This is a genomic window from Runella defluvii (genome assembly GCF_014195535.1).
Taxonomy (GTDB): domain Bacteria; phylum Bacteroidota; class Bacteroidia; order Cytophagales; family Spirosomataceae; genus Runella; species Runella defluvii.
Genome location: NZ_JACIBY010000007.1, coordinates 205,445 through 231,696, shown reverse-complemented (window position 1 = coordinate 231,696; position 26,252 = coordinate 205,445). Strand labels below are relative to the sequence as shown.

Sequence of the window (26,252 nt, the reverse complement as noted above, 5' to 3'; positions counted from 1 at the left end):
GCGAAATTACCTTAGCCCTTCATGAATTAAAAACAAAAAAGTGGACTTGTTAGGGTCCACTTTTTTAAAATACGTTAGCGTTTATTACTATCTAAAACCCTCATTTATAAGGTCTAAAATAGAAGAACCTGGGCACAAGTCTTCTTCTTTCAGGCTATTCAACGGGCGCAAATCCGATTTAATCACTTCGTGCAAATCTTTGCTATTGGGGTCGATATACAACAACCCCGTCAGAATTTCTCCCTCTGTTTTGGCTGCCTGCAAACGACGCATCGCCGCTTGACGGTCGCGCGGGTCCCAGCCATCGGCTAATTTTTGCAAATGCACTACCGAACCATCGTGCAACTCTACATCTACCGTGGTACCTGTCTCGTACGAAACCGTGATTTCTTCTTTTTCAGGTACAAAACCAATTTCGGCCAAGGCTTCGATGTGGTCGCGAACGTAGTCGTACGATTTGGTTGAGCCCGCATTGTTGTTGAACGTAACGCACGGAGACATCACATCAATCAACGCAAAACCTTTGTGCGAAAGCGCGGCTTTGATGAGTGGAACCAATTGCGTTTTATCTCCCGAAAAGCTACGCGCCACAAAAGTCGCTCCCAGTTCAAGCGCCATCCCTGGCAAGTCAATACCCTCAAAGGGGTTGACCGAGCCACTTTTGCTCACCGAACCTTGGTCGGCCGTTGCCGAATCCTGCCCTTTGGTCAGTCCGTAGCAGCCGTTGTTCATCACGATGTAAAGCATGTTCAAATTCCGACGAATGGCGTGCACAAACTGCCCCATCCCAATGGAAGCCGTATCGCCATCGCCCGAAACACCAAGGTAAATCAAGTCGCGGTTGGCCATGTTAGCGCCCGTCGCCACCGAAGGCATACGGCCGTGAACCGAGTTAAAGCCGTGCGAATTGTTCAAGAAATAGTTGGGCGTCTTAGACGAGCAACCAATCCCCGACAATTTGGCCACGCGATGCGGCTCAATCGCCATTTCATAACAAGCTTGTACAATGGCCCCACTGATGGAATCGTGGCCACAACCTGCACAAAGCGTCGAAATCACCCCTTCGTAATCGGCTTTGGCGTACCCAATGGTATTTTTGGGCATTTCAGGGTGACGAAATTTTGGTTTTATGTAAGTCATTTTGAATGTCGAGCGGTAAATGCTACGGGTTTAAATATACAAGGTCGAACTTTTATAAATGAGACTAAATTAGCTTTCCTATTAACTATCATCAAAGTTTATCAACTTCTTCTTGAGTCAAGCCTGTTGATTTTATAATAATGTCTATCAAAACGCCATTTTGTTTCAGTGCTTTTGCAATCTCTTTACTTCTTTCCATTTTTCCATCGTCAAATGCCGTATCAATTACACCTTTCAAATCACGGTAGTTTTTTAAGCTATTTTCGTAACTATCCAACTCTGCTTGTCCAAATTTCGCAAGCTCTGCTTTTTCAAATGCTTGTGTAAAGATTTCGTCAGAGAAGATAGCTGGTATCGTTTGAAAATCTTCTAAGTGCCTAATAAAAAACAACCACTTGTCAAGCCTTGAATTTAACTCATGTTCACGCTTTTTGAAATTGGGCATTTCAAGATAGATGTACGTTAATTTATCGTAAAAAATCTTCCCATTTTGGTTTTTAAGTTTGATAGTATGCACTACGTGACTTTTTTCGGGTTCGTTTTCGTAGTCATCAAAGGTAAAATCTAAAATACCTATACAATAAACAGATTTTAGGTTATAGTTCCATTCTCCTTTTTCAGCTTGTTCTCTGATTGGGAAAGTAGAATAATAAATGGTTCTTTCTTTAAAATAATTTTGTTTTGCTTTTTGAAGCTCTACAATGAATTTTTCTCCGCTTTCGTTTTCACAATAAATGTCATAAATTACTTTTCTATCCGTATCAGTTTGGCCGAGTTGTTCAGTGTTCTTAAAATTCAAGTCAACAATTTTGTTTGTTTGAGACAAAAGTGCATTCAAGAAGTCAATAAGCATTGGCTTACTAGCTTCTTCTCCAAATAACTTCTTAAATCCAAAGTCCGTAAACGGATTTATGTATCTTGACTTCATTTGTTTATAAATCTATTTTGACTTGAAGCTTACACATCATTAAAAAGAATGCCTTGTGCAATTTAATGACTCCTAGTGCATTTTGTCAAAATAAATACATTAATTTTCACTACAACTCCGCAATACTTTACATCTGAGAAACCATTCCTAACCAACCTCCCGAAAGTTTAAAACTTTCGGGAGGTTGGTTAGATTTTATTTACACCGTCGCTAAAACCCCCGCAATCTGACGACGAATCGCTTCTGCGGTGATTGGCATTCCGTCGTAATTGAGGATTTTGATGAGTTTTTTCGGATTCACTTCCAGTTCATTGATCAACAACGTACGGAACTGCGCATCACGGTTTTGCTCAATCACAAACACTTGATCGTGCGCCGAAATGAACTCCTCTACCGACGAATGGAACGGGAAGGCCGTGGCACGCATCGCATCTAGCGCAATCCCTTCTTCTTCACGGAGCAAATCCATCGCTTCCAACGCCGCGTAGGTCGTTGTTCCGAAGAAAATCACCCCGACATTGCTCTTGTTTTCGGTTTGGTAAAACTCGGGTTTTGGCGTAATTTCTTTGGCGGTATCCCACTTTTTAAGCAAACGGTCGAGTACTTCGGCATTTTTTACCCCGTCTTCGGTATAGCGAGCGTATTCGTCGTGCGACGTACCGCGTGTGAAGAATGAACCCTTGGTTGGGTGGGTGGCTGGAATGGTACGGTACGGAATTCCGTCGCCGTCCACGTCCAAATAACGCCCAAATTGCTTACCTACTGCCGTCAAATCGTCCAAATCTTGCGCGGTATATACTTTACCACGGTCGTAGCGACGACTATCGTCCCATTTCAAGGGTGCCGTCAAGTGGTCATTCATTCCCAAATCCAAATCCGTCATCACAATGACAGGCGTTTGCAAACGTTCTGCCAAATCAAACGCATCTGCCATCAAATTGAAACATTCGGTAGGTGTACTTGGCAACAACAAAACGTGTTTGGTATCCCCGTGCGAGGCATAAGCAGCCAACAACAAATCAGACTGCTGCGTACGCGTTGGCATCCCCGTTGAAGGGCCACCACGTTGTACATCCACCAGTACCGCTGGGATTTCGGCAAAATAGGCCAAGCCCAAAAATTCGTTCATCAACGAAACGCCAGGGCCGCTCGTTGCCGTAAACGCCCGCGCTCCGTTCCACGAAGCACCCAACACCATCCCGAAGGCTGCCAGCTCATCTTCGGCTTGCACGATGGCTACTTTTTTGAGTCCAGTTTCGGGGTCAAGGCGGTATTTGTTGGCGTATTTGGCAAAAGCTTCTACCAATGAGGTCGAAGGAGTAATCGGGTACCAACCCGCGACGGTCGCTCCCGCATACACTGCACCAAGGCCGCACGCTGTATTTCCGTCAATCACGATGCTGTCGCCCACCAAATCACGGCGTTCGACGCGTACATGGAGCGGATAGCTATAATTGTCCTGCACATATTTTACACCTTCCATCATTGCTTGCACGTTAGGCTCAATGAGTTTTGGTTTTTTGGCAAACTCATCGGCAATGATTCCTTTTACCACCTCCAACTCAATGTCCAACAAAGCAGCCAATGCACCCACGTAAATCATGTTTTTGAACAACTGACGCTGACGGGGATCTTGGTACAAACGCATACAGATACCAATCATCGGGATTCCGATGTAGTTGATGTCTTCGCGGATAAAATCTTTGTGTAAATTTTTGGTGTTATCATACACAAAATATCCCCCCGATTTGACCGAGGCGATGTCTTGTTTCATACTTTGTGGGTTGACGCACACAAGCACGTCCACCCCTTCACGGCGGCCCAAATAGCCTTTTTCGCTCACCCGAACCTCGTACCAAGTTGGTAGTCCTTGGATATTAGAGGGGAAAATATTTTTAGCCGTCATGGGAATGCCCATTCTAAAAATGGACATTGCAAACATATTGTTGGCACTGGCCGACCCTGTCCCGTTAACGTTGGCAAATCGTACTACTAAGTCGTTAATTCCTGTAAGATTCCGCATTGATTCCCTGCTTTGGTAACTGAATATAAGTATTTCTGCATGTCCCAAGCCGATGTAGGACAGCGTTCGGCGCAAAGGCCACAGTGTAAGCACACGTTTTCGTCTTTGATCATCACCCGCCCTGTTTTCAGCGTATCCGACACGTACAAATCTTGGTCAGTATCGTTGGCGGGGGCATTCAAACGCGTACGAAGGTCTTCTTCTTCACCATTTGTGGTAAACGTAATACAAGTAGTAGGACAAATATCCACGCAGGCATCACATTCGATGCAACGGCTTTCCGAGAAGACCGTTTGAACGTCACAGTTGAGGCAACGTTGCGCTTCTTTGAAGCCCGTATCTTGGCTAAAGCCCAACTCCACTTCTTTTTTGCGGTCTTTTAGGGTCAAGCTTTTATCGGCGTGCGGCACTTTGTAGCGAATATCAGTCGTCACATCGCTATCATAAATCCACTCGTGAATACCCATTTTTTGGCTAATCAAGTTGGTGTAAGGCGACGGGCGCTCAGTAAGCGATTGTTGATTACAGTACAAATCAATCGAAACCGCCGCTTGGTGTCCTTGTGCTACGGCCGTGATGACGTTTTTCGGCCCCAGTGCAGCGTCACCACCAAAAAATACGTTCGGAACCGTCGATTGGAACGTCGTTTCATCCAACGCAGGCAAGCCCCATTGGTTAAACTCCAAGCCTAAATCACGCTCAATCCAAGGGAAGGAGTTTTCTTGTCCGATGGCAATCAATACATCATCAGCCTCAAAAAACACCTCAGGTTCGCCCGTTGGAACAAGCTTACGGCGACCGTTTTCATATTTAGGTTCTACTTTTTCAAACATCATTCCCACCAGCTTACCGTTTTCGGTCACAAATGATTTTGGAACGTGGTTTTCAAAAATAGGAATATCTTCGTGCAAGGCATCTTCGATTTCCCAAGGCGAGGCTTTCATTTCTTTGCGTGGGCTACGAACCACCACTTTTACTTCCTCTCCCCCCAAGCGGCGAGACGTGCGGCAGCAGTCCATGGCGGTATTTCCACCACCCAGTACAAGTACTTTCTTACCAATTTTTTGGGTGTGTTCAAACGCGACACTCGCCAGCCACTCAATCCCGATGTGGATGTTGCCTGTCGAATCCCAACGCCCTGGCAAATCGGCCAAGTCTTTTCCTTTGGGCGCGCCCGTTCCTACAAAAACCGCATCATACCCTTTGTCCAACACGCCACGAAGGCTATCAACGCGCGTTTTGAAATGTGTATGAATCCCCAAATCAAGGATAAAGTTTACCTCTTCGTTCAGCACGTTTTCGGGTAAACGAAACGAAGGAATTTGACTGCGCATCATTCCTCCCCCACGGTCTTGGTCGTCGTAAAGGTCGATTTGATAACCAAGCGGCGCCAAATCTCGCGCCACGGTCAGGGCCGCAGGGCCACCACCAATCAAGGCAATACGTTTACCGTTTGACGTAAAAGGGCCTTGCGGCATAAATGCCTTTACGTCCCCTTTGTTGTCGGCAGCAACGCGCTTGAGGCGGCAAATCGCAACGGGTTCCTCCTCCACGCGCCCACGGCGACAAGCAGGCTCACACGGACGGTCGCAAGTACGACCTAACACACCTGGGAAAACATTGGATTCCCAGTTGACCATGTACGCCTCCGTGTAGCGCTCTGCCGCAATCAGCCGAATGTACTCTGGTACAGGCGTATGCGCAGGGCAAGCGTACTGGCAATCCACCACTTTGTGGAAATACTCAGGGTTTTTAATCTCTGTCGGTTTCAAGGAAGTATGGTTTGAAAAATCTGCTATTCGTAAGTTTTTTAACAATAAGCACTAATTGTCAAAAGGATAAATAGTCTTTTAAGCAGCAGAAATCAATGGTTTTGATGGGTAATTTCATTAGTTAATTGTGCTTAATTTGCCTTTTGATGGCAATTAAGGAATTTCGTTTGGTATTACAAAGGCTATGTTATCTAAATATTACTTAACGGTTTTCCATTTTTTTAAAGCCTAAACTATAAAATTGCGATGGTACTTAAAGGTGTATGGAGCCACTTTGCTTTGTGTCAGAAAGACACCTTTTTTAAAGCGATGATTAACAGGCACTTTAAACACAAAGTCACCTATACTCATGCCTATCTCATCCACCTTGGATACACTCATTTAGGATGACTTAGAGCGACAATCAAAATCTTCTATTTAAAAGAAATAAAAAACTAGGCAATTCTGATGTGCCTGCGTATTTTTACATCCTTGTTAGCGTTAGCCTCCTCCCCCCATACACCTTTTCTATTCCAAATGTCATGAAAAAAACAGCCTCTTTCTTGTTGAGCTTAGTCGGTATTTTAGTAGCTACCCATGTATGTTGGTCGGCCGATTGGTACGTTTCTACAACAGGTAACGATTCAAATGCGGGAGCGGCGGGGTCGCCCAAACGTACGATTCAAGCCGCAATCAATGCTGCGTCAACTGGCGACGTGATCAACGTAGCAGCAGGAACTTACCAAGAAAACGTCATGGTGTCGAAAGAACTGACCATCAAAGGAGCAGGTAAAGAAAGCTCCCCTGCTACCAATACCATTCTGACTCCCGCATCGGCTTGCCAAGGAATCGGATTTACCATTACCGCCCCCAACGTCACCCTTCAACAAATGTACCTTACCCAGTATGAGGTAGCTGTACAAATAAGCGGAGTTGCTCGTCCGACGCTCCAAGACATGGCTTTGGTAGATTATTGTCAAAAAGGAATCAATTTTAGTGGCCTCACCACCAATGTTACCATTTCAAAAACAAGCATTCAACGCACCAGCGCAAAAGCAAGTACAGTCGGGATTCAAGTACTTACCACCAACGCAGTCAACGGAATGCTGATTGACAATTGCCTAATTTCGGGCAATACCCAAGGAATGTTGGTCACCCAGTCAACCACACCCGTTGCCTTTGACCAAATCACTATTCAAAACAGCACCATTAGCAATAATTTTCAGAAGGGGTTATATTTTGAAAAACTGAGCAACGCGTTGCTATCAAATCTAACGATGGAAAACAACGGCACCGACCCCACTTATGAGTTCAACAACGGCATTGATATCAACTTGAAATACGGCACTTACGCCAACATTACCCTCCAAAACTCAGACATTACCAATTCGGGGGCAAATGGTGCGGCCCTAGACTCACAAAGTGCTGCGGCCATTGCCATCAAAGCCCGCGACGATGCCCCTTTGTACCATACCCTCCCTGCGGTGCTGTCGGGGGTTATCCTGAAAAACAATCGGATTGATGGGCCGCAAAATGGCATTCGTTTTGGGGAATTTGGGAAAATCAATGCCTCTCCCGTTGGAATCATCGTTGAACAAAACGATTTAAGTTTTGGCTTCACCTACAAAGCACTCATCCACCGAACCCAAGGTACTGTCACCCTAAACTGTAACTGGCACGGCTCCACGACGCCCTCTACCATCAGAAATGGGTTTGAAAGTGCAGGCAACGGGACCATCAGCCTCAACCAAGTGCTGGGTAGTGGTTCTGACCAAAGTACTGACGTCGGTTTTCAACCCATCGCTGGCTGTTCGTCAATGCCGCTCACCAATGCCATCCTCAGCGGCGAAGCCACCATTTGTGCAGGTGCAAGTACCGATATTAGGGTGGCTATTACGGGTGGCACCGCTCCCTATTCCCTTGTGTATGGCAATGGCAGTAGTACTTTTACCGTCAATAATTACAGTAGCGGTCAGAAAATAAGTGTAGCTCCTACCCTGACCACCACTTACACCTTGGTGTCGGTGACAGATGCCAATGGCGCAACCCTACCCTCAGCCAGCTTAAACGGCAACGCACTCGTAAGGGTTACACCAATCACTATTAGCCTTATCAACATTGGGCAATCAAAATCGGCCATCAAAACAAATGACTTGACGGCTTGGGCTTCTCAGTACATTTCTCCCGATGCAGGCCCCACATTGCCACTAAGTACTGAATCAAATCCAACCATTTATTACAGCGAAAACCCCAACAAAACCGCACCCCGTTTTTGGACAGCCTTCGTAGAAACCTGCGCGCTTGGCACCGACGGCTCGCTTACCTTTGACATGCTAACCGTTTCGGAAACAGGCACTGTGCGTTCGTACAATACCCATGAAAACAATGCCCCTTATTTTATGTTTGCCAATCGCGACGGTTTTACCGAACTTTATGCCCAAAACCACCCTGCCTACGGCTTTTATCAGCTGGATGACAAAGGGGTAAATATTCACGATGCAGGTTTGTCCAAAGGTTTGTTTAAGTTGTCCATCCGCTACTGGAATCAGAAAGGCTGGGGAAGCAATTACCCCTCAACGCGGCAACCACAAGGAACAGTTTTGGCCTATCAAGAATATTGGTTCCGAATTCAATCCAAAGACGGCGTCGGAGCAGGCGCCTTACGACAAAAAGCAATTGTTTCGGAGAATGGACAACAAATGACAGACAACGGGGCTTTGGCCGAAGTGATACCCAACCCCGTCACCAACACCCTTCGCCTAAAAGTACAAGAGAGCAAAGGGCAAGATGTGCAAACTATTTTATTAGACGCCTCGGGTCGTCAGGTTTTTAAACGGGTTTTTGTCCCCGAAACGAGTATCCACCACGAAGAATTTAACGTCAGTCAGTTATCCAATGGTGTCTATTTTTTACGTGTTCATTTGAGAGATAAACAAACGATTTTGAAAGTAATAAAAGTACAGTAGTCAACCTAGTAGCTCTATTCCTGATTTTCATCATGACTCCAAAAATCCATCTGATTTCCCTTTTCACAATCCTACTTTTAAGCACTCAATTAAGTAGTGCGCAGCAGTTTCACAACAACAAAATCGTGGCACACCGAGGAGCGTGGAAAAAAACGGGCGTTCCTCAAAACTCCATCGCTTCCCTGCAAGCAGCCGTTCGCTTGGGATGCGTAGGCTCTGAATTTGACGTGCGGATGACCAAAGATGACGTCTTGGTCATCAACCACGACGCGCACCACGAAGGCATGGACATCGAACAAACCGATTTTGCCGAACTGCGTAAAAAACCGCTCAAAAACGGCGAACTACTACCTACGCTGGAGGAGTACTTAAAAGAAGGCAAAAAGCAGAAAAAAACCATGCTCGTTACCGAAATCAAACCGTCGCCTGCGGGCAAAGAACGGGCGGTGCTTTTGGCCGAAAAAGTGGTGCAAATGGTGCGCAAAATGAAGGCTCAAAAGTGGATTGTTTACATCAGCTTTGATTATGATATTTTGAAAAAAGTACGCGAGCTCGACAAAGACGCCAAACTTCAATACCTCAATGGTAACATTTCTGCAGCACAGTTGAAAGCCGACAACATTGGCGGGGCAGATTATCATTTTAGTGTTTTTCAACGGGATGAACAATGGCTGGATGAAGCGAAAAAAGAGGGCATTGTTACGAACGCTTGGACGGTCAACGATACCTTGCTCATGGATTATTTTTTAGGTAGAAACATTGATTTCCTTACGACCGATGAACCCGAAAAAGGGCTGCAACACGATGCCTATTTTGCCAAAACCAAACGCAAGCTGGTAGGTGGTGATGAGTTTAATTATACGGGTTTACCTGATTCAAAAAAATGGGGCTACGACGTCGGAGGAAATGGTTGGGGAAACAACGAACTGCAATATTATACGAAGGAAGACACCAACAACGCCGTCGTTCGGAAGGGCATCTTAACCATTACAGCCCGTCCAGAGGCAATGGAAAATCGCAAATTCACCTCCGCTCGTTTGGTTACGCGCGACAAAGGGGAATGGACGTACGGCAGAATTGAAGTTCGGGCGAAATTACCGAAAGGACGAGGAACTTGGCCCGCGATTTGGATGCTTGGCAAAGACATTAAAGAAGTCGGCTGGCCCAAATGCGGAGAAATCGACATCATGGAGCACGTTGGCTACGACCCCGATACGCTCGTCGGGACGATTCACACTCAAGCCTACAACCACGTCAAAGGAACGCAGAAATCGAAGAAGATTTTCATCAAAAACCCTTATAACGAGTTTCACGTGTATGCCGTGGACTGGACACCCGAGAAGATGGATTTCTTGTTGGATGGCGTTGTTTATTTGAGTATTCCCAACGAACACAAAACGGTCAACGAATGGCCTTTTGACAAACCCCACTATTTGTTGCTCAACTTAGCCGTTGGTGGCAATTGGGGCGGTGCAAAGGGGGTTGATGAAAGCGTTTTCCCTGCTTCGATGGAAGTGGATTTTGTGCGCGTTTATCAATAAACCCACCCGATTGTTTTTCCGAAGGAGGTTACAGAACGTGACCTCCTTTTTTGTTTTTATGGCTCTGCTGGCTCAAAACAAGATAATTCAATTATTTTTTAAAATTATTTAGGGATTTGTTCCCTTTCCTCTACTGTACTGGTAAATCACACAACAATGACAATGAAGCAATGGGATGACGAGCGGCTGGTGGAGTTTTTACGAGAAGGCAAGATTCCTGCTTTTGAAGAAATCTACCGTCGGTACTGGTACAAACTCTACGGCATTGCTTACCACCAAACAGGAGTGCGGGAAGAGGCCGAGGAGCTGGTACAGGAGGTATTTCTAACTATCTGGAATCGCCGCTCCGAGGTAGTCATTCGCCATCTGGATTTGTACCTGACCATTGCCATCAAAAATCAGGTATATGATTACATCAAGTCGCAAGTAAACTACCGAAAATACCAAGAGTACCTCATTTTTCAGGAAATCCACCAAAATTATACCACCGACGAAATCGTCAATTACGTAGAATTGGCCGAAGCAGTGGACAAAGTGCTCAATCTTTTGCCCGAAAAAAGCGCGGAGGTTTTCAAGAGAAGCCGTTTTGAGAATCAGTCGGTGAAAGAAATCGCCCATGGCCTCAACCTGAGTGAAAAAGCGGTCGAGTACCACATCACCAAATCACTCAAGTTCTTGAAAGAGAACCTAAAATCGTATCAATCCAACAACTAGGCTATAAACACACCCCTATAAAGATGACTCAACAAGAATTTAACGAGCTATCAAAGCGCTACCTTGAAGGGAAAACTACCGAAGAGGAGGAGCGGTTTTTGGAGCAATGGCTTCGGCAGCAGCCTTCTTCATACCCAACCAATCTAGCAGAAAACCAGCGCAATACGCTTGAAAAACGCCTTTGGCAACGTATCCACGGGCATATCCGCCCTAGCGCTCGCCTCCTACAAATGCCTTGGACGTGGGTTTCGGCCGCGGCGGCTTGTTTGGTGATGGGCTTCATTTGGTGGAATGCCAACGAACCCACAACCTCAAACACCGCTTTACAAGCCCTTACAACACAAGCCGAAAATAAGGGTATTGAAGTAAAAAACACGACCACGCACGAGCAAGAAGTACGCCTCGAAGACGGTACGATTGTGCTCCTCAAACAAAACAGCAGCATCGTGTATGACAAAACGTTCAACCAAACCAAACGCACCGTTTATTTGAAAGGGCAAGCCTTTTTCAAGGTAAAACGCAACGTTACCAAACCCTTTGTGGTACACGCGGGAGAGCTGACGACCGAGGTATTGGGAACGAGCTTTTGGGTAAGTCACCACGAAAAATCAAACACCATCGAAGTATCGGTAACGACGGGCAAAGTGTCGGTTTATACCGAAAAGCCCAACCAGAAAGCGGAGAAAAATGGCGTTATTTTAACCCAAAATCAAAAGGTGCTCTATGACGTTACCTCCAAAAACATTGTCCCAGGCATTGTTGAAAACCCTGTTCCAATTGCTGCACCAGAGGTAGTGAATCTTCCTTTGGTGTTTAAAGAAACCTCGTTGGAGAACGTCCTCCACTCCCTCTCTTTACGGTACGGGCTAGAGTTTGTGATTGCCAATCCCAACGCCAAGGATTGTCACATCACTGCCGACCTCAACGGGCTTTCGATGTTTACCCAACTCGAACTTATCTGCAAATCCATTGACGCCACTTACGAAAAACGTGGCACGGTGGTCTTCATTTATGGAGACGGTTGCTAACTAAAAAAAGCGGCCGAAAATGCAGCGAACATTTTCGGCCAAGAGTAAAACCCTCTACAAACGCCAATCTGTGGGAGGGGCTAGTTTTCCAATTTATCCAATCAAAAAACAAGTAAATGTATGCAAAAACCGTTACCAATTCCCAAAATCTGGTGGAATCTCATGAAAATTACCTTATCACAATTGTTGCTAATCGTGTTGTGCAGTGGTATGGCAATCGCACACGATACACGTGCCCAAGAGGTGCTCAACCGCACCATTTCCGTCGCGGGGGAGCAGCTTGAGTTAAGTAGAATTTTGAGCGACATTGAAAAGCAAGCAAACGTTAAGTTTGTGTATAGCACCAAAATCAAGTCAACCCAGCGCCTTTCTGTGAGTCTCAACAACCGCCGTCTTTCGACCGTATTGGACCAAATTTTGAAGCCCATCGAAGTCACGTACGAAGTGATTGAAAATCGGATTTTGCTAAAAAAAGTAAAAAACGAAAAAGAAGTACTCCCAAACGGCGACGCCTCAAGCCTTGAATTATTCCGCAATGTCGATAGAAATATCACGGGGACCGTTTCGGACGAAAAAGGTGTAGGGCTACCTGGGGTAAGTATTTTGGTAAAAGGTACGCAGCGTGGCACCAATACCGATGTCAATGGCAATTATCGTCTCTCGATTCCCGACGACAACATCATCCTCGTTTTCTCATTTGTCGGTTATTTGAGTCAAGAAATAAATGTCGCCAATCAGACTTCTTTGACTATTTCGCTCAAGCCTGACACCAAATCGCTGGAAGAAGTGGTGGTGGTAGGTTATGGCGTTCAAAAGAAAAAAGACCTCACGGGTGCCGTGTCCACCATCAATTCGGAGATGTTTAAGGAGCGCAAAGAAACGCAGGTAGCACAAGCACTGCAGGGGGCGATGTCGGGCGTGATGGTGTCGCGAAGTGGTGCCAATGGTGCGATGGGCGGCGCCACGATTCGGATTCGGGGGATTACGACGATTGGTAGTTCTGACCCACTGGTGATTGTCGATGGTGTACCTGTGAGTGATGTTAACCAAGTAAACCCCAATGATATCGAGAACCTTACTGTATTGAAAGATGCGGCGTCGGCCTCTATTTACGGCTCGCGAGCAGCAGCAGGGGTGATTTTGATTACGACCAAACGGGCCAAAACCGACCAAGCTTCTATTCAATACAGCTACGAAAATGGGTTTGATACCCCCACTCAGCTCCCCGACTACATGCGGGCGCAGCGCTACATGGAGCTTGTCAACGAACTCCGCTGGAACGATGCGGGCAACGGCGCAAACCGCTTCCCGACTTTTAGCCAAGATTTGTTGACGGATTACAACCAAAAACACTTGTCTGACCCTAATCGATACCCCGACACCGATTGGATGACCTTGACCCTCAACAAAGTAGCCCCTAGAGAAGCCCACAGCATCAGCATCGTAGGAGGTTCAAAATTTGTAAAATCAAACGCATCGGTTCGTTTTGAGAAAGTGGGCGGTTTTTACGACAACAAAAACTACAATCGGATTTTTGTCCGTTCCAACAACGACTTTACCATCAATAAGCTCATTGGAGGAACGGTTGATTTTAACTTCAAAAGAACGAACACGCTCGACCCAACCGCAAACACCAGCCCAACAGATTTTGGAAACATTGGAATTGATACCCGAAGTAACCCTTCGGTGGCAACTCCTTTGCAGCGCATTCTGATCTCATCTCCTATTTATCCAGCAGTCTGGGCAGATGGCCGCATTGCTGATGGAAAAGCAGGTGAAAACGTGTATGCTAAGATTAAATATGGTGGCACTGACCGAATCAATTACAATCAAATTGGTGGACGACTTGCCCTTGATATTAAACCCATTGAAGGACTGAAAATATCGGGAATCATTGCGCCTATTTTTGATTTTAATGTTCAAAAACGCTTTAATCGCCAAGTAGATGTCTATGCCGCCAACGACCCCAACCAATATTTGGTATCGCTAATTGGAGGTGGTCTTACGACACGTTTGGACGAAAACCGCACGACTAATTTTAGTGTGACAACCCAGTTTTTGGGCAATTACCTAAAAACTATTGGTAACCACGACTTTACGGCGTTGGCAGGTTACGAAAACTACTATTTCAAAGGCGAGTCGATGGGGGCTTCGCGCGACCAATATTTGTTTGACACCTATCCTTATCTCAACCAAGGCCCCGCTGCGTTAAGAGATAACTTCGGGTCAGCCTTTGAAACGGCCTATCGCTCTTATTTCGGCCGTTTGACCTATAGTTTCAAAGATAAATATCTGATTCAGGCCAATGTGCGCCGTGACGGGTCGTCGCGTTTCAATGCCAACTACCGTTGGGGTACATTTCCGTCGGTGTCGGCAGGCTGGGTAGTAAGCGAAGAGGATTTCTTCAAAAGACAAAACGTGATGTCGTTTTTGAAACTGCGGGCATCGTGGGGAAATCTTGGTAACGAGCGTATTGGAAACTATCCATCGGTGGGTATCATGAACTTTAGTAATGCACTTTTTTATCAAAACAACGTAGCGGTAGCTCAGCAAACCGCCGCCCAAGTGCAATACGCCATTCAGGATATTTCGTGGGAAAAGACCGCATCTACCGACGTTGGCTTGGATGCTTATTTTCTAAAAAATCGTTTGCGCTTCACGGCCGATGCCTATTACAAGCAAACCAAAGACATGTTGTTGGCCTTGCAGATTCCGATGTTTGTAGGATTTGAAAACCCTAACCAAAATACAGGCACCATGACTACCAAAGGCATTGATTTGGATTTAGGCTGGAGCGACAACATCGGCAAACTACGTTACTCAGCTTCTTTCAACCTATCGCAGTTTAAATCTGTCATGGGCGATTTGGGCGGAACTGAGTTTATTGGCGACCGCATCCGAAGGTTAGGAAGCCAGTTTGACGAGTGGTACGGCTACCGTTCAGAAGGAATTTACCAAACCCAAGAAGACGTCAATAATTCTCCCAAAATCAACGCAAACGTCAAAGTTGGTGACATGAAATACACCGACATCAGCGGCCCTAATGGCGTCCCTGATGGCAAAATTTCGCCAGAGTATGACCGTGTTTTATTGGGCAATTCACAACCTCAGTGGATGTACGGTGGAAATTTTAAGTTAGACTACAACGGATTTGATTTGGGAGTAACTTTTCAGGGCATTGGCTACCAAAATACCTCACTGTTGTCCTACACGGACTACAACGCCGAAAACTGGGGTGTCTTTCCTGTGTATTTGGACGGAAGCACTTGGAGTATGAACAATACTGCCGACCAAAACCTTGTCGCCAAATACCCAAGATTTACCGAAACCAACAAGGGCTTGAACCGCGCCATGTCGGATTTTTGGTTGTTTAATGGAGGCTATTTCCGTTTGAAAAACATCACGTTGGGTTACACCATTCCACAACGGATTTCGCGCAAAATTCTCTCGAACAACATTCGGGTGTATCTCAATGCTACCGACGTATTTTCACTCAACAAATACCCCAAAGGTTGGGATCCAGAAGGAATGGGAATCGTAACAACCGTGTTGGGTGGCTTTACCATTGGCTTTTAATGTAATCCTTTGACTTTCAATGAAAAAGAACATATATATCGCAGCTCTCAGCTTTCTATTGTTAGCTTCCTGCCAAAACTCCCTCGACCTTTATCCGTTGGCTGAACCCTCCGCCGAAAAATGGTACTCTAACGAAACCGAAATCCAACTAGCCCTCAACGACCTCTATCGCATTGATTTTTGGCAGTGGGACGAAGACGGTACTGGTATCAATTATCTTTCGGATGATGGTTTTTATCGTCAAACCCTTACGCCCATCAAATCTGGCACAGTGACGAGCCAATGGGCTTTTTCGACTACGCTTTGGCGCAACTCTTATAAGGCCATAGCTAGGGCAAATAGAGCGATTGTAGCCTTAAATAGCGCCGAAACCAAGGCTAAAGTAAGTCAGGCAAAATTAGATGTTTATTTAGCAGAAGCTCGGCTTCATCGGGCAGGGCAGTATGCTAAGTTGGTCAATAAGTTTGGTGATGTGGTTTACAGCGACAACGTTGTCAGTATTGAAGAGGCCTATACCAAAGGCCGTACCGACAAAAAAACGGTGATGACCAAAATCTACGAAGACTTTGATTTTGCCATTGCCAATTTACCCACGAGTTATGCTACCTCGGCAGTAAAGCGTGCTACAAAAGGTGTCGCAATGGCTCTGAAAGCGCGTTTTGCGCTTTATGAAAAAGATTACAAAACGGCCAGCGACGCCGCCAAAGCGTGCATCGATTTGAACCAATACGTGTTACATTCGGACTATCCCAATTTGTTTTTGCAGAGTACCAAAAACTCCAAAGAAATCATTTTCTCCATTCCTCGTTCATTGGAATTGAAAGTAACTACAGGGCCGACTTCCGATATTATCAGTCGTACTTCGGGGGGCTTTGCCGCAGCCAACCCTTCATGGGATTTGTTTTGTTCGTATTTGTGTACAGACGGTAAAACAATTGACAAATCGCCGCTTTATGACCCACGTAACCCCTTCAAAAATCGCGACCCACGTTGCACGGCCACCATCGTAGAGTTTGGTCAACCCCACTTAGGATTTATTTATGATCCCCACCCCAATACCCTACAAGTGACACGTATCAGCACCAACACCAAAGTGACCAACAACGATAACCGTGCTAATGCGCAATTTGCGTCATTCAACGGTTTGGTTTGGAAAAAAGGCGTTGACGATTCGTGGTTGCTCAATGGCCGATTGATTGATCCTGAGCAAATCATCATCCGCTATGCCGACGTGCTGTTGATGTACGCCGAAGCCAAAATTGAACAAAATCAAATTGACAAATCGGTGTTAGACGCCATTAACGCTGTGCGGGCAAGGGCCTATAAAGTAGCACTTACCGCCACGGCCTCCTACCCTGCTATTACGACCACCAATCAAGCCGAATTGCGCCGCGAACTTCGCATGGAACGCCGCATGGAGTTGGCTTTTGAGGGTTTACGCTACATGGACATCGTGCGTTGGCGCATTGCGGGCAAAGTACTCAATCGTCCGATTTATGGAATGCTCGACCCAGTTGACTTGCGCGCGAAAGTGGTTGACAAAAATCTCTGGTTTTTTCCTGGAACACCTAAAATTGACGAAGACGGCACGCCTGATTTCAGCGAAATGGAAAAAACGGGGCTTATCAAAAACTTGGTTCCTACTACTTGGAACGACCGCCAGTATTTGTGGCCTATCCCCACCGCCGAAATCCAAATCAACCCCAACATGAAGCAAAACGACGGGTATTAAGTAAGACATTCCAAGTTTTAGAAATAAGTACTTGATAAACTTGGAATGTCTCGATTAGTTCTGCTTAATTAGTTAAGTAGAAACGTTATTCATTTTTTGATTAAACTTCATTTTACCATGCATAAAATACCATTAAAATGGTTGGTAACAAGCGTCATTATTGGCTTGAAACTAACCACCCAGACTTCTTACGCCCAACCCAAAACATCTTTCCGACAAATCAGCGGCATATATCCACACCTTGCTTATTATAACAACGAAGGCGAATGCGGCACGGGCGCAGTAGTCCCTTGGGCTGGAAAGCTCTGGGTCATTACGTACGGGCCGCACTTGCCCAACGGCTCTTCGGACAAACTTTACGAAATCACGCCAGATTTGCACAAAACCATTCGTTCGGAAAGCATCGGTGGAACACCCGCCAATCGCATGATTCATGCCGAAAGCAATCAGTTATTCATTGGCCCGTATGCCATTGCCAACAACGGGAAGGTCAGAACCATACCTTATACCCAAATGCCTGGCCGTCATACGGGAAATGCACGGCACTTGACCGACCCCGCCCACAAGATTTACTACGGTACGATGGAAGAAGGGTTTTATGAAGTGGATGTAAACACCTTAGAATCAAAACTTTTGTACCAAGACGGCAACGTCAAAACCAAAAAAGACAACGACGTCGCCAACAACCACAACGGTACGTTGCTACCTGGAGCACACGGAAAAGGTTTGTACTCGGGACAAGGCGTGATGGTGTATTCCAACAACGGCGAACCTGGCCCGCAGGCCCTCAAACAGTTTGACATTGAGGCGGGTGTGCTGGCCGAATGGAATGGAAAAGATTGGAAAGTCGTGCGTCGCAATCAGTTTGTGGAAGTGACGGGACCTGGGGGAATTTATGGCAACAAAAACCCCGAAACCGACCCTATTTGGGCAACGGGCTGGGACCATCGTTCGGTACTTTTGGCCGTACGTGACAGCGGAAAATGGTCGTTTTTCAGACTTCCCAAAGCGAGCCACAGCTACGACGGTGCGCACGGCTGGAATACCGAATGGCCACGCATCCGCGACATTGGCACCACCACGCAGCCTGATTATTTGATGACCATGCACGGGCTATTTTGGCGTTTCCCTCAAACATTTTCGTCTAAAAACACCGCTGGTATTCGTCCACGTTCGGCGTATTTGAAAGTCATTGGCGACTACACCCGCTGGCAAAATGGCCTCGTTTTTGGCTGCGATGATTCAGCTCAAAAAGAGTTTTTGAACAAACGCAAAACCAAAGGAAACATCGAAGGCCCTGGCCAGTCGAACTCTAATTTGTGGTTTACCTCTTTCAATCTACCCGACCAATTAGGCCCTAACACTGCCCAAGGAGCGATTTGGCTCAACGATAAGGTAGAAGCAAACGTGGCTTCCGACCCGTTTTTGTTTGCGGGTTGGAAACAGCGCATAGCGTGGATAAAAAATGCGGGCAACGAAGACGTGACGTTTACGTTTGAGACCGACACGAACGGAAAAGGGAGCTGGAAATCGGCCAAATCGGTCACCGTAAAAGCGGGACAAGCGGCGTCAGTTGCGTTCTCCGCAACCGAACAAGGTGAATGGATTCGGGTAAAAACCAACAAAAATACCACTGCGACAGTCAACTTCAACTACACCGATGAAAGCCGTTTTGCTGTTGCCAAAGACAAATCATTTGACGGATTGACCAGCATCAATAGCAACAATTATAAAGCAGGGCTTTTGTACGGCTTGGGTAAAAACCGCCGTCAGTTGGGGATGTTAGCAGGAGATTTTGTGAATGGGCAATTTAGCGAAAACGGCTATTATGAACTCGACAGCGCCCTTAACCTCGTCCGTAAAGAAGACGCTGCCACGGCGCAGTTTATTCGTAAAGAATTTGCCATTCCCAAAGACGTGGTCAGTGTGGACGAGGCTTCGGTATTGATTGTAGATGACTCAGGCCGCCGCTGGCGTGTGCCCAAAGGAAATGAAGCATTTACCGCCAAAACGAACAGTGCTTCCTTGCGGATTTGTCGGGAAGTGGCTACTGAGCGTGACTTGATGAACGTACACGGCACTTTTTACGAACTCCCCGCCGAAAACGCCGACGGTTTTGCCAAAATTCGTCCTGTTGCTTCGCACTCATTGACGATTCACGATTACGCCTCTTACCGTGGGTTGTTTGTGATGACTGGCCTAGACGCCCAAACGCCCAACAGTAACCACATCATTGCCTCCACCGACGGCAAAGCCAAAGTCTGGGCAGGCACCATCGACGACCTTTGGAAATTGGGAAAACCTACAGGACAAGGTGGACCGTGGAAAAACAGTCAAGTACGTGCCAATACCCCTTCTGACCCGTATTTGATTGGTTTCTATGACAAAAAAAGCCTCCAACTTTCCCACAAAAGTAGCGAAGCCGTCACCTTTACGGTAGAAGTAGAACCGATTGGTCATGGCCCTTGGATGAACTATAAAGAAGTAACCGTGAAGACGGGGGAAACTTTCAACTACACCTTCCCTACTGGTTTTCAAGCGCGATGGATTCGTTTTTCGGCCAACAAAAACTGCGAAGCAACGGCTTGGTTGACGTATAAATAACTCACCTTCAGACCTATAAGGTTTTTAAAACCTTATAGGTCTAGACTAACCAAAATTTACTAACTTAGCACCGTATCCTACAAAAACTAACAATAAAGTCCCTCTAAAATAATGAGACTTGCTTCCATCCTTTTTTTTAGCCTTCTGACTCTCTCCAATTGTACAGGTATTGCACAATCATCCAACAAGCGGGGAGTTATTACGGGAGCCGACCAGACTGAAAAATATGTACCTTATCTAAAAGGAAAACGAATTGCGCTGGTTGCCAATCAGAGTTCTATTATTGGCAAAAAAAGCAGTGTGGACAGTTTATTGAGCCTCGGCGTAACGATTGTAAAAGTGTTTGGCCCTGAGCACGGTTTTAGAGGCAACGCCAGCAATGGAGCAGTAGTAAGCGACGAAAAAGATGCAAAAACGGGCTTACCCATTATCTCTTTATACGGCAAAAACCAGAAACCCACCAAAGAACAGTTGGCAGATATCGACTTAATGGTGTTTGATATTCAGGATGTGGGCTGCCGCTATTATACCAACATCAATACGCTTGAGTATGTGATGGAAGCTTGTGCAGAAAACAACAAAGAACTGCTGATTCTCGACAGGCCAAACCCAAACGCCTATGTTGTGGATGGACCCGTCATGACGGAAGATAAATATAAATCGGCCATTGGGATACATTATACGCCTATGACCCATGGCATGACCATCGGGGAATTTGCCCACTACCTCAACGGCGAAGGCTACCTAAAAGAACCATGCAAAATTAAGGTTATCAAAGTGGCCAATTACGACCATACGACCCCTTATGACCTGCCTATCAATCCCTCTCCCAACTTAAATACGCAGCAAGCGGTGGTACTTTTTCCGAGTTTATGTATGTTTGAAGGGACAGCAATCAACGAAGGACGAGGGACGTACATGCCCTTTACTATTTTGGGAGCGCCCGCATTGAAAGGTAAATACTCGTTTTCGTACAAACCAGTAAGCATTCCTGGAATGAGCGAACGCCCCAATCAAAAAGATTCTGTTTGTTATGGACTCGACCTTCGTGGCTATGACATCAGCCCGTTACGCAAGAGTCGTCAGCTTAATTTAGCGTGGGTCATTGAACTCTACAATGCCTATCCTGACAAAGCTAATTTCTTCCAGCAAGAACGGGCCAACGGTGTATCTCCCTTTGATTTACGGATCGGGACGGATCAACTTAGAAAGCAAATCATCGCGGGAATGTCGGAAGCCGACATCAGAAAAAGCTGGGAGCCAGGATTGCAAAAATTCAAGGCGATTCGGGCAAAATATCTTTTATATCCAGATTAATTTGTCATTTTTCTCATTTGAGCCTTGCACCACGGCTATCCGCGTAGGGAATGGTTAGCTGCCATGTTTTTCCCTTCATTTTCACTTCAAGGCTCATTTCAGTTTCGTTTTGGGTTAAAATCTTGGCATTGACCTTGGGCGTTTCTTTTTCTGAGGGAAGTAGTAGCCAAACCAACGTATCATTGCTTTGAATAGTGGTACTGAACTTACTCATGGTGTTTGGCTCGTATAAATTATACTCCCGACTGTACCATCCCTGAATCGTCGGTTTTTCCTGCCCTTTAATAAACGTAATGTCAAACTTCTGTGAACTAACTGGAACGATGGCCAAGTTCCCAGGCTGATTTTGGGTTTTTACCGTTGTATTATCTTTGACGACATTACACGAAGGGTGCCAATGCCAAAGCGCCTCAATTTGCCTTGGCTTATCGGTTATGATTTGATCAACCACCACCCAAAACGCCCCTCTCACGTAAAAAAGCGCCCTTCTGTGCTCGGCCTTGCCTTCCAAATCTATAAAATCACTCATGGAATTGGCGGCGTAATCAAAGTCTTTGTGCAGCTTAAAATACGAATCCCCCAGCGGGCTTTTGGCGTGCGTCGGGCCTGGCTTTTGGCCGTGTCCGTCTATCAACAAAAGATTATGTCCTTCGCTACCTTTGGCGTAGGGACGAAATTTGTCCGCCGTTTCACCCGTGTAGGCAAAGCGTCCCGCATCCACCAATAAATCGCGGCCATAAGCCGAAACTGACAGATGCAGCTTGTCGTTGTGCTGGTGACCGCTTCCCCAAGGGCCAATGTCAAAAAATGACCAGTGCGCCTGGGCATCATAGCCACTTCTTGAAATGAGCTGCCCCGCCCAAGGGAAAAAATAAGAAGGGCCATCCGTTGGTTTCGACCCCGTTTTTCCGTTGGAGGCAATGTACGCCCAATCACTTTTATTGAACTTTTGGGCAGCTTCCAGCACGATTGCTCGGTCACTTCCTCGGTCGCCGTCGTTGTTTAAAATCCGAAAACCATCAGGACGTATGGCGTGGGCAATGTAGCCATACATGTTTTCGATGGTTTGGTTGAAAAAATCGGGTAAAGGCTTGTTGGCACGGTCACAAATCTCTTTGAAAAGCACAAAATTATCCAAGGCAACATTGTGATAATGAGAGGTTAGTTCGGTCTGAGTTCCATCAGGATAGACCTGCCCTTTCATGCTTTCGGCTATTGTTGCAATGGAGTAATCAAGCCATTCGTTCGACGACTTAAACTCAGAAAAATTGGTCGCTACCGTTGCCAAAGCCGAGATTTCCATCGTAAGCCAATTGTTCCCTCCGTGAAAATTTCGATTGTAATGAGCGTGGTCAGGCAGGCTGCTCAGCATCAGTAATTGAGTAGCTGGCGATAGATATTCACTGTTGATTAAACCGTAAAAAACCTTCGACCAAGCCTTTGCCCTGGCCGCCACTTCCAGTCCACGCCAGATAGATTCGCTTCCTTTGGCAGCAGGATAAGGCCAACTTTTAATGATAAAATCCCGCAAAAAACCATCAATGTACTGGGCATATTTTGGGTTTCCTGTGTCAAAATACGCCTCAAACACCTCCAACACTTGACTATGACGATTAGAAAGCCACGCCCATTCACGGTCGTTGTTGGGACCTTTGTAGTACCAATCGCGGTGACCATCGGCACCATACACCACTTTTCCTTTTACATTTTGCACCACAAACACATCCTTCAATATCGTGTCGGCGCTGGCGACGGTTTTTGTGCCTTTAACAGGCTGAGTTTTGCGTAGGAAACCTACTTTCCCATTATTTTTATAATACGCCAACAAGGCTTTGCAGGCATTTACCAAGTCTCCTTTTTGATATGCTTCACGGGTTTGTTCCAAGCCTTTGGTCTCCAAATCAAGCTGACTCAAAAGCCGTTGCATTTCTTTGGGATAACTTTCACACACATCCTCCACCGTCACAATTTTTTGCCAAGATTTCTGAGCGAAAAGATTCAGGGATAGAAAAAATAAAAGTGAAAAAAGCAGGGTATTTCTACGTTGCATGGTTGGATATTTTTTGATTGCTGCCTAAAAACAGTAAGGACAATAGCTCGCCATTTCTACCTTTGGCTTTCGTGCCAGCGTGGTAAGTTATTAGTAAAATCGTTATATTTGGGTAAAAAAAAAGCGATGACCACATTAACATTCAAAATAAAGGTAGATGACCAAGTTGGTGCTGATTTACGTCGAGATAAACAAAAACGTAAAAAACTCAACTTTTTGATTACGAACCTATTAAAAACCGCTTCCAAACCGAATCCCAAAGAACGATTACTGTTATCCATGGATAAACTATCAGACCAAGCCGAAATAAATGGCTTAACTGAAGAAACATTGGCCTCTCTTTTGGCTGAAATAGACGAAGAGCGTGATTAGGATTGTTCTTGACACCAATACTTTGATTAGTGCAGCACTAATCAAAAAATCAATTAGCCGAGATACTTTTGACAAAGCGGTTGAGATTGGATACTTATTGGCTTCCGAAAAAACGCTCAATGAGTTAGCAGATGTTCTTACCCGTGAGAAATTTGACAAATATGTCAGTTTTAAAGAGCGGCAAGAGTTTTATGTTCACTATTTAGAAACCGTGGAAATGATAGATATTATGGAAGTCATTACCGACTGCCGCGATTCAAAAGATAACAAATTTTTAGAGACAGCTGTATCAGGGAAAGCCCAAATCATTGTGTCAGGCGATGAAGATTTATTGGTACTAAACCCTTATCGAAATATTGAAATCCTGACCCCTCGTCAATTCTTAGAATGGCAGCCTAAATCGTAAAAATGAACAATATTTTTACAAACACGTTGATTTCGACATGTTTCTTGGATTGGTATATTCAATTTGCAAAGATTTAACGGAGAAAACCAACAGTAATTATCCCCCAGATAACCATCAACTTACCCAACAAAGCCGAAGGTATAGAGCTTTTTAATCCGATAAGTTAACCTCAAAAGGCGTGGCTTAGAAAACTAATAAAACCCTTCCTCCTCGCCCGCTGCCACCTTCTCTCCTCCCCCCCAAAAAAATATTTCTCAACGAAGGGTATTTTTTAGCGAACCTTGTACCTGTACTTGTGAGGCGTTTATCACTCGTTTGAGAATAAATGTAACTATCCCAAGCAGACAACCAAGCGTTTGCAAAAACATGAAGAAAAATCATCCAAACCATACCGACGAAACCACCCTCTGGATTGCGTTCAAAAAAGGCGATGTACGCGCCTTTGAGCAATTGTACAACCGCTACTTTGAGGTGTTGGCCAATTATGGCTATCGGTTAAGCACTGATAAACAACAGCTTGAGGACGCCATTCAAGACGTTTTTGTGGATGTGTGGCGGCGCAGACAGCACCTTGCCGACGTAGAAAGTGTGAAGTTTTATTTATTTCGGGCTTTGCGCCATCAAGTCATCCGAAACACCCGCAACGACTTGCTTGAAACCTCGGAAGACATCAATGATTTTCTTGATTTTTTGGTGGCTTTTTCGTCCGAGCAGCAATCCATTGAGCAGGAAACCCAAGTCAATCAAACGCAAGCCGTTGCCAAAGCCATTTCACAACTAAGCCAGCGTCAGCAGGAGGCCATCAACTTGCGTTTCTATCACGGCATGAGCCTCGACCAAATGACCCAGCTCATGGGGCTTAGTAAGCAGTCGGTCAGTAACTTACTCTTCAAAGCATACAGCGTATTGCGCCTCACTATCAAAGGAATACAGCCACTTATACTGCTTTTTTTTCAACTATCCCGCCTTATTAACTAACCATTTTTTGTTTTCGACATCATGAACTATGACCAATTTAAACGCAACGATTTTATACACGACGACTCGTTTGTCCGATGGGTATTGTTTCAGGAAGAAGACGTCTTTTGGCAACAATTTCTGCAACAACATCCTGCCAAAGCAAACGAAGTTGCCCAAGCAAAACAATTGATTTTGGCCGTACAAAAAGCGGAAGAAGCCACTTCCCTTTCGCTTGACCAAAAATCCATTTGGAACAATATTACCGCCCTCATTTCTGAGGAAGAAATCGTAGAAAAACAGGTTAGTTTCTTACCGCGATTTTGGCAAACAAGGGCTTTCAAATGGGCAGCAAGCTTGGTCTTGGTGGCAGGTGCCGCTTGGCTTTGGACCATGAAACAACCCGCTCACCAAGTCAATTACCAAGATTTGATTGCAGTGGTTGAAGCAAAAAGCCCGCGTCAGGAAGTAGTCAACAACGGCCCCACCACCCAGAAAATACACCTTGAAGATGGAACGTTAGTGTACTTGGAAAAAGGGAGCCGTTTGAGTTTTCCAGTACATTTTGAAGCCAAAAAACGCGAAGTTGTGCTGAGTGGGGAAGCCTTCTTTGAAGTAGCCAAAAATCCAGCCAAGCCATTTTATGTTTATTCCAACGAATTGATTACCAGAGTACTGGGAACGAGTTTCCGCATCTCAGCCTTAGAAAACAGCAAACAAGTAACGGTGAAAGTCCAAACGGGGCGGGTATCGGTTTTTAAACAAAACCGCATCGACATCGCCGACCCCGAAACCAAAGGATTGCTTTTATTACCCAACCAACAGGCGGTTTTTAACCGAGCCAACGAGCTCCTAAATCGCAGCTTGGTAGAAGTACCCATCCCCATTGTGGCGCAAAAAACGCTGGTTAAAAGGCAGTTTGACGAAGTGAAAGTAGCCGACGTATTCAAAGAGTTGGAGAAATTATTTGGCGTCGAAATCCGCTACAATGAAGACACGCTTTCCGACTGTATCCTCACCACCACCATCAGCGATGATTCGCTCTACGACCAGCTTGAAGTGATTTGCCAAACCATCGGCGCCGCTTACAAAGAGATTGACGCTCAGATTATTATCGAGTCAAAGGGATGTCATTAAACCCAACCAG

General features: G+C 45.6%; 17 protein-coding genes. 12 read left to right on the top strand and 5 right to left on the bottom strand.

Annotated features, from left to right (window positions below):
* Window positions 1-87 precede the first annotated feature (87 nt).
* The 4 genes from FHS57_RS17970 to FHS57_RS17955 form a co-directional block, all read right to left on the bottom strand.
* Complete coding sequence (locus tag FHS57_RS17970; RefSeq protein ID WP_183976100.1) at window positions 88-1,140, bottom strand: 2-oxoacid:ferredoxin oxidoreductase subunit beta; 1,053 nt, start codon at window positions 1,138-1,140, stop codon at window positions 88-90.
* A gap of 91 nt (window positions 1,141-1,231) precedes the next feature.
* The gene (locus tag FHS57_RS17965) at window positions 1,232-2,068 is read right to left on the bottom strand and encodes an Rpn family recombination-promoting nuclease/putative transposase (RefSeq protein WP_183976099.1); all 837 of its coding nucleotides are present in this window, start codon (window positions 2,066-2,068) and stop codon (window positions 1,232-1,234) included.
* Between the two features lie 199 nt (window positions 2,069-2,267).
* Entirely contained in the window at window positions 2,268-4,091 is a 1,824-nt protein-coding gene (locus FHS57_RS17960) for a 2-oxoacid:acceptor oxidoreductase subunit alpha (protein WP_183976098.1), read from the bottom strand.
* Window positions 4,061-5,863 carry an FAD-dependent oxidoreductase gene (locus FHS57_RS17955; RefSeq protein WP_183976097.1) on the bottom strand — a complete coding sequence of 601 codons (1,803 nt, stop codon included), beginning with the start codon at window positions 5,861-5,863 and terminating at the stop codon, window positions 4,061-4,063. Before FHS57_RS17955 ends, FHS57_RS17960 begins: the two co-directional genes overlap by 31 nt.
* Before the next feature lie 521 nt (window positions 5,864-6,384).
* On the opposite strand from FHS57_RS17955, the gene FHS57_RS17950 reads away from it, so the two are divergent.
* The 8 genes from FHS57_RS17950 (at window position 6,385) to FHS57_RS17915 (ending at window position 21,320) form a co-directional block, all read left to right on the top strand.
* Window positions 6,385-8,808 (top strand): T9SS type A sorting domain-containing protein, encoded by a 2,424-nt coding sequence (locus tag FHS57_RS17950; protein WP_183976096.1) that lies wholly within the window; start codon window positions 6,385-6,387, stop codon window positions 8,806-8,808.
* A 32-nt stretch (window positions 8,809-8,840) separates the two neighbouring features.
* Entirely contained in the window at window positions 8,841-10,349 is a 1,509-nt protein-coding gene (locus tag FHS57_RS17945) for a family 16 glycosylhydrolase (protein ID WP_183976095.1), read from the top strand.
* A 162-nt stretch (window positions 10,350-10,511) separates the two neighbouring features.
* Window positions 10,512-11,063, top strand: a complete 552-nt coding sequence (locus tag FHS57_RS17940) for an RNA polymerase sigma factor (protein ID WP_229601382.1) — start codon at window positions 10,512-10,514, stop codon at window positions 11,061-11,063.
* 23 nt (window positions 11,064-11,086) lie between these two features.
* On the top strand, window positions 11,087-12,091 hold the full coding sequence (locus tag FHS57_RS17935) for a FecR family protein (protein WP_183976091.1): 1,005 nt from the start codon (window positions 11,087-11,089) through the stop codon (window positions 12,089-12,091).
* 120 nt (window positions 12,092-12,211) lie between these two features.
* A complete protein-coding gene (locus FHS57_RS17930) occupies window positions 12,212-15,667 on the top strand; it encodes a SusC/RagA family TonB-linked outer membrane protein (RefSeq protein ID WP_183976089.1) in 3,456 nt (1,151 codons plus the stop codon).
* 19 nt (window positions 15,668-15,686) lie between these two features.
* Window positions 15,687-17,399, top strand: coding sequence for a RagB/SusD family nutrient uptake outer membrane protein (locus FHS57_RS17925; RefSeq protein ID WP_183976087.1), 1,713 nt, complete (start codon window positions 15,687-15,689; stop codon window positions 17,397-17,399).
* A 117-nt stretch (window positions 17,400-17,516) separates the two neighbouring features.
* Complete coding sequence (locus FHS57_RS17920) at window positions 17,517-20,003, top strand: hypothetical protein (RefSeq protein ID WP_183976085.1); 2,487 nt, start codon at window positions 17,517-17,519, stop codon at window positions 20,001-20,003.
* Window positions 20,004-20,114: 111 nt separating this feature from the next.
* On the top strand, window positions 20,115-21,320 hold the full coding sequence (locus FHS57_RS17915) for an exo-beta-N-acetylmuramidase NamZ family protein (protein WP_183976083.1): 1,206 nt from the start codon (window positions 20,115-20,117) through the stop codon (window positions 21,318-21,320).
* Window positions 21,321-21,333: 13 nt separating this feature from the next.
* On the opposite strand, the gene FHS57_RS17910 is transcribed toward FHS57_RS17915, so the two are convergent.
* Entirely contained in the window at window positions 21,334-23,370 is a 2,037-nt protein-coding gene (locus FHS57_RS17910) for an alginate lyase family protein (protein ID WP_183976081.1), read from the bottom strand.
* Between the two features lie 126 nt (window positions 23,371-23,496).
* Between FHS57_RS17910 and FHS57_RS17905 the strand changes: the two genes are divergently transcribed.
* The 4 genes from FHS57_RS17905 (at window position 23,497) to FHS57_RS17890 (ending at window position 26,242) form a co-directional block, all read left to right on the top strand.
* Entirely contained in the window at window positions 23,497-23,742 is a 246-nt protein-coding gene (locus FHS57_RS17905) for a hypothetical protein (protein WP_183976063.1), read from the top strand.
* Window positions 23,735-24,148: a putative toxin-antitoxin system toxin component, PIN family gene (locus FHS57_RS17900; RefSeq protein ID WP_221225661.1), complete on the top strand. Its 414-nt coding sequence runs from the start codon at window positions 23,735-23,737 to the stop codon at window positions 24,146-24,148. Before FHS57_RS17905 ends, FHS57_RS17900 begins: the two co-directional genes overlap by 8 nt.
* A gap of 366 nt (window positions 24,149-24,514) precedes the next feature.
* Window positions 24,515-25,126, top strand: coding sequence for an RNA polymerase sigma factor (locus FHS57_RS17895; RefSeq protein ID WP_183976061.1), 612 nt, complete (start codon window positions 24,515-24,517; stop codon window positions 25,124-25,126).
* 21 nt (window positions 25,127-25,147) lie between these two features.
* A complete protein-coding gene (locus FHS57_RS17890; protein WP_183976059.1) occupies window positions 25,148-26,242 on the top strand; it encodes a FecR family protein in 1,095 nt (364 codons plus the stop codon).
* Window positions 26,243-26,252 lie beyond the last annotated feature (10 nt).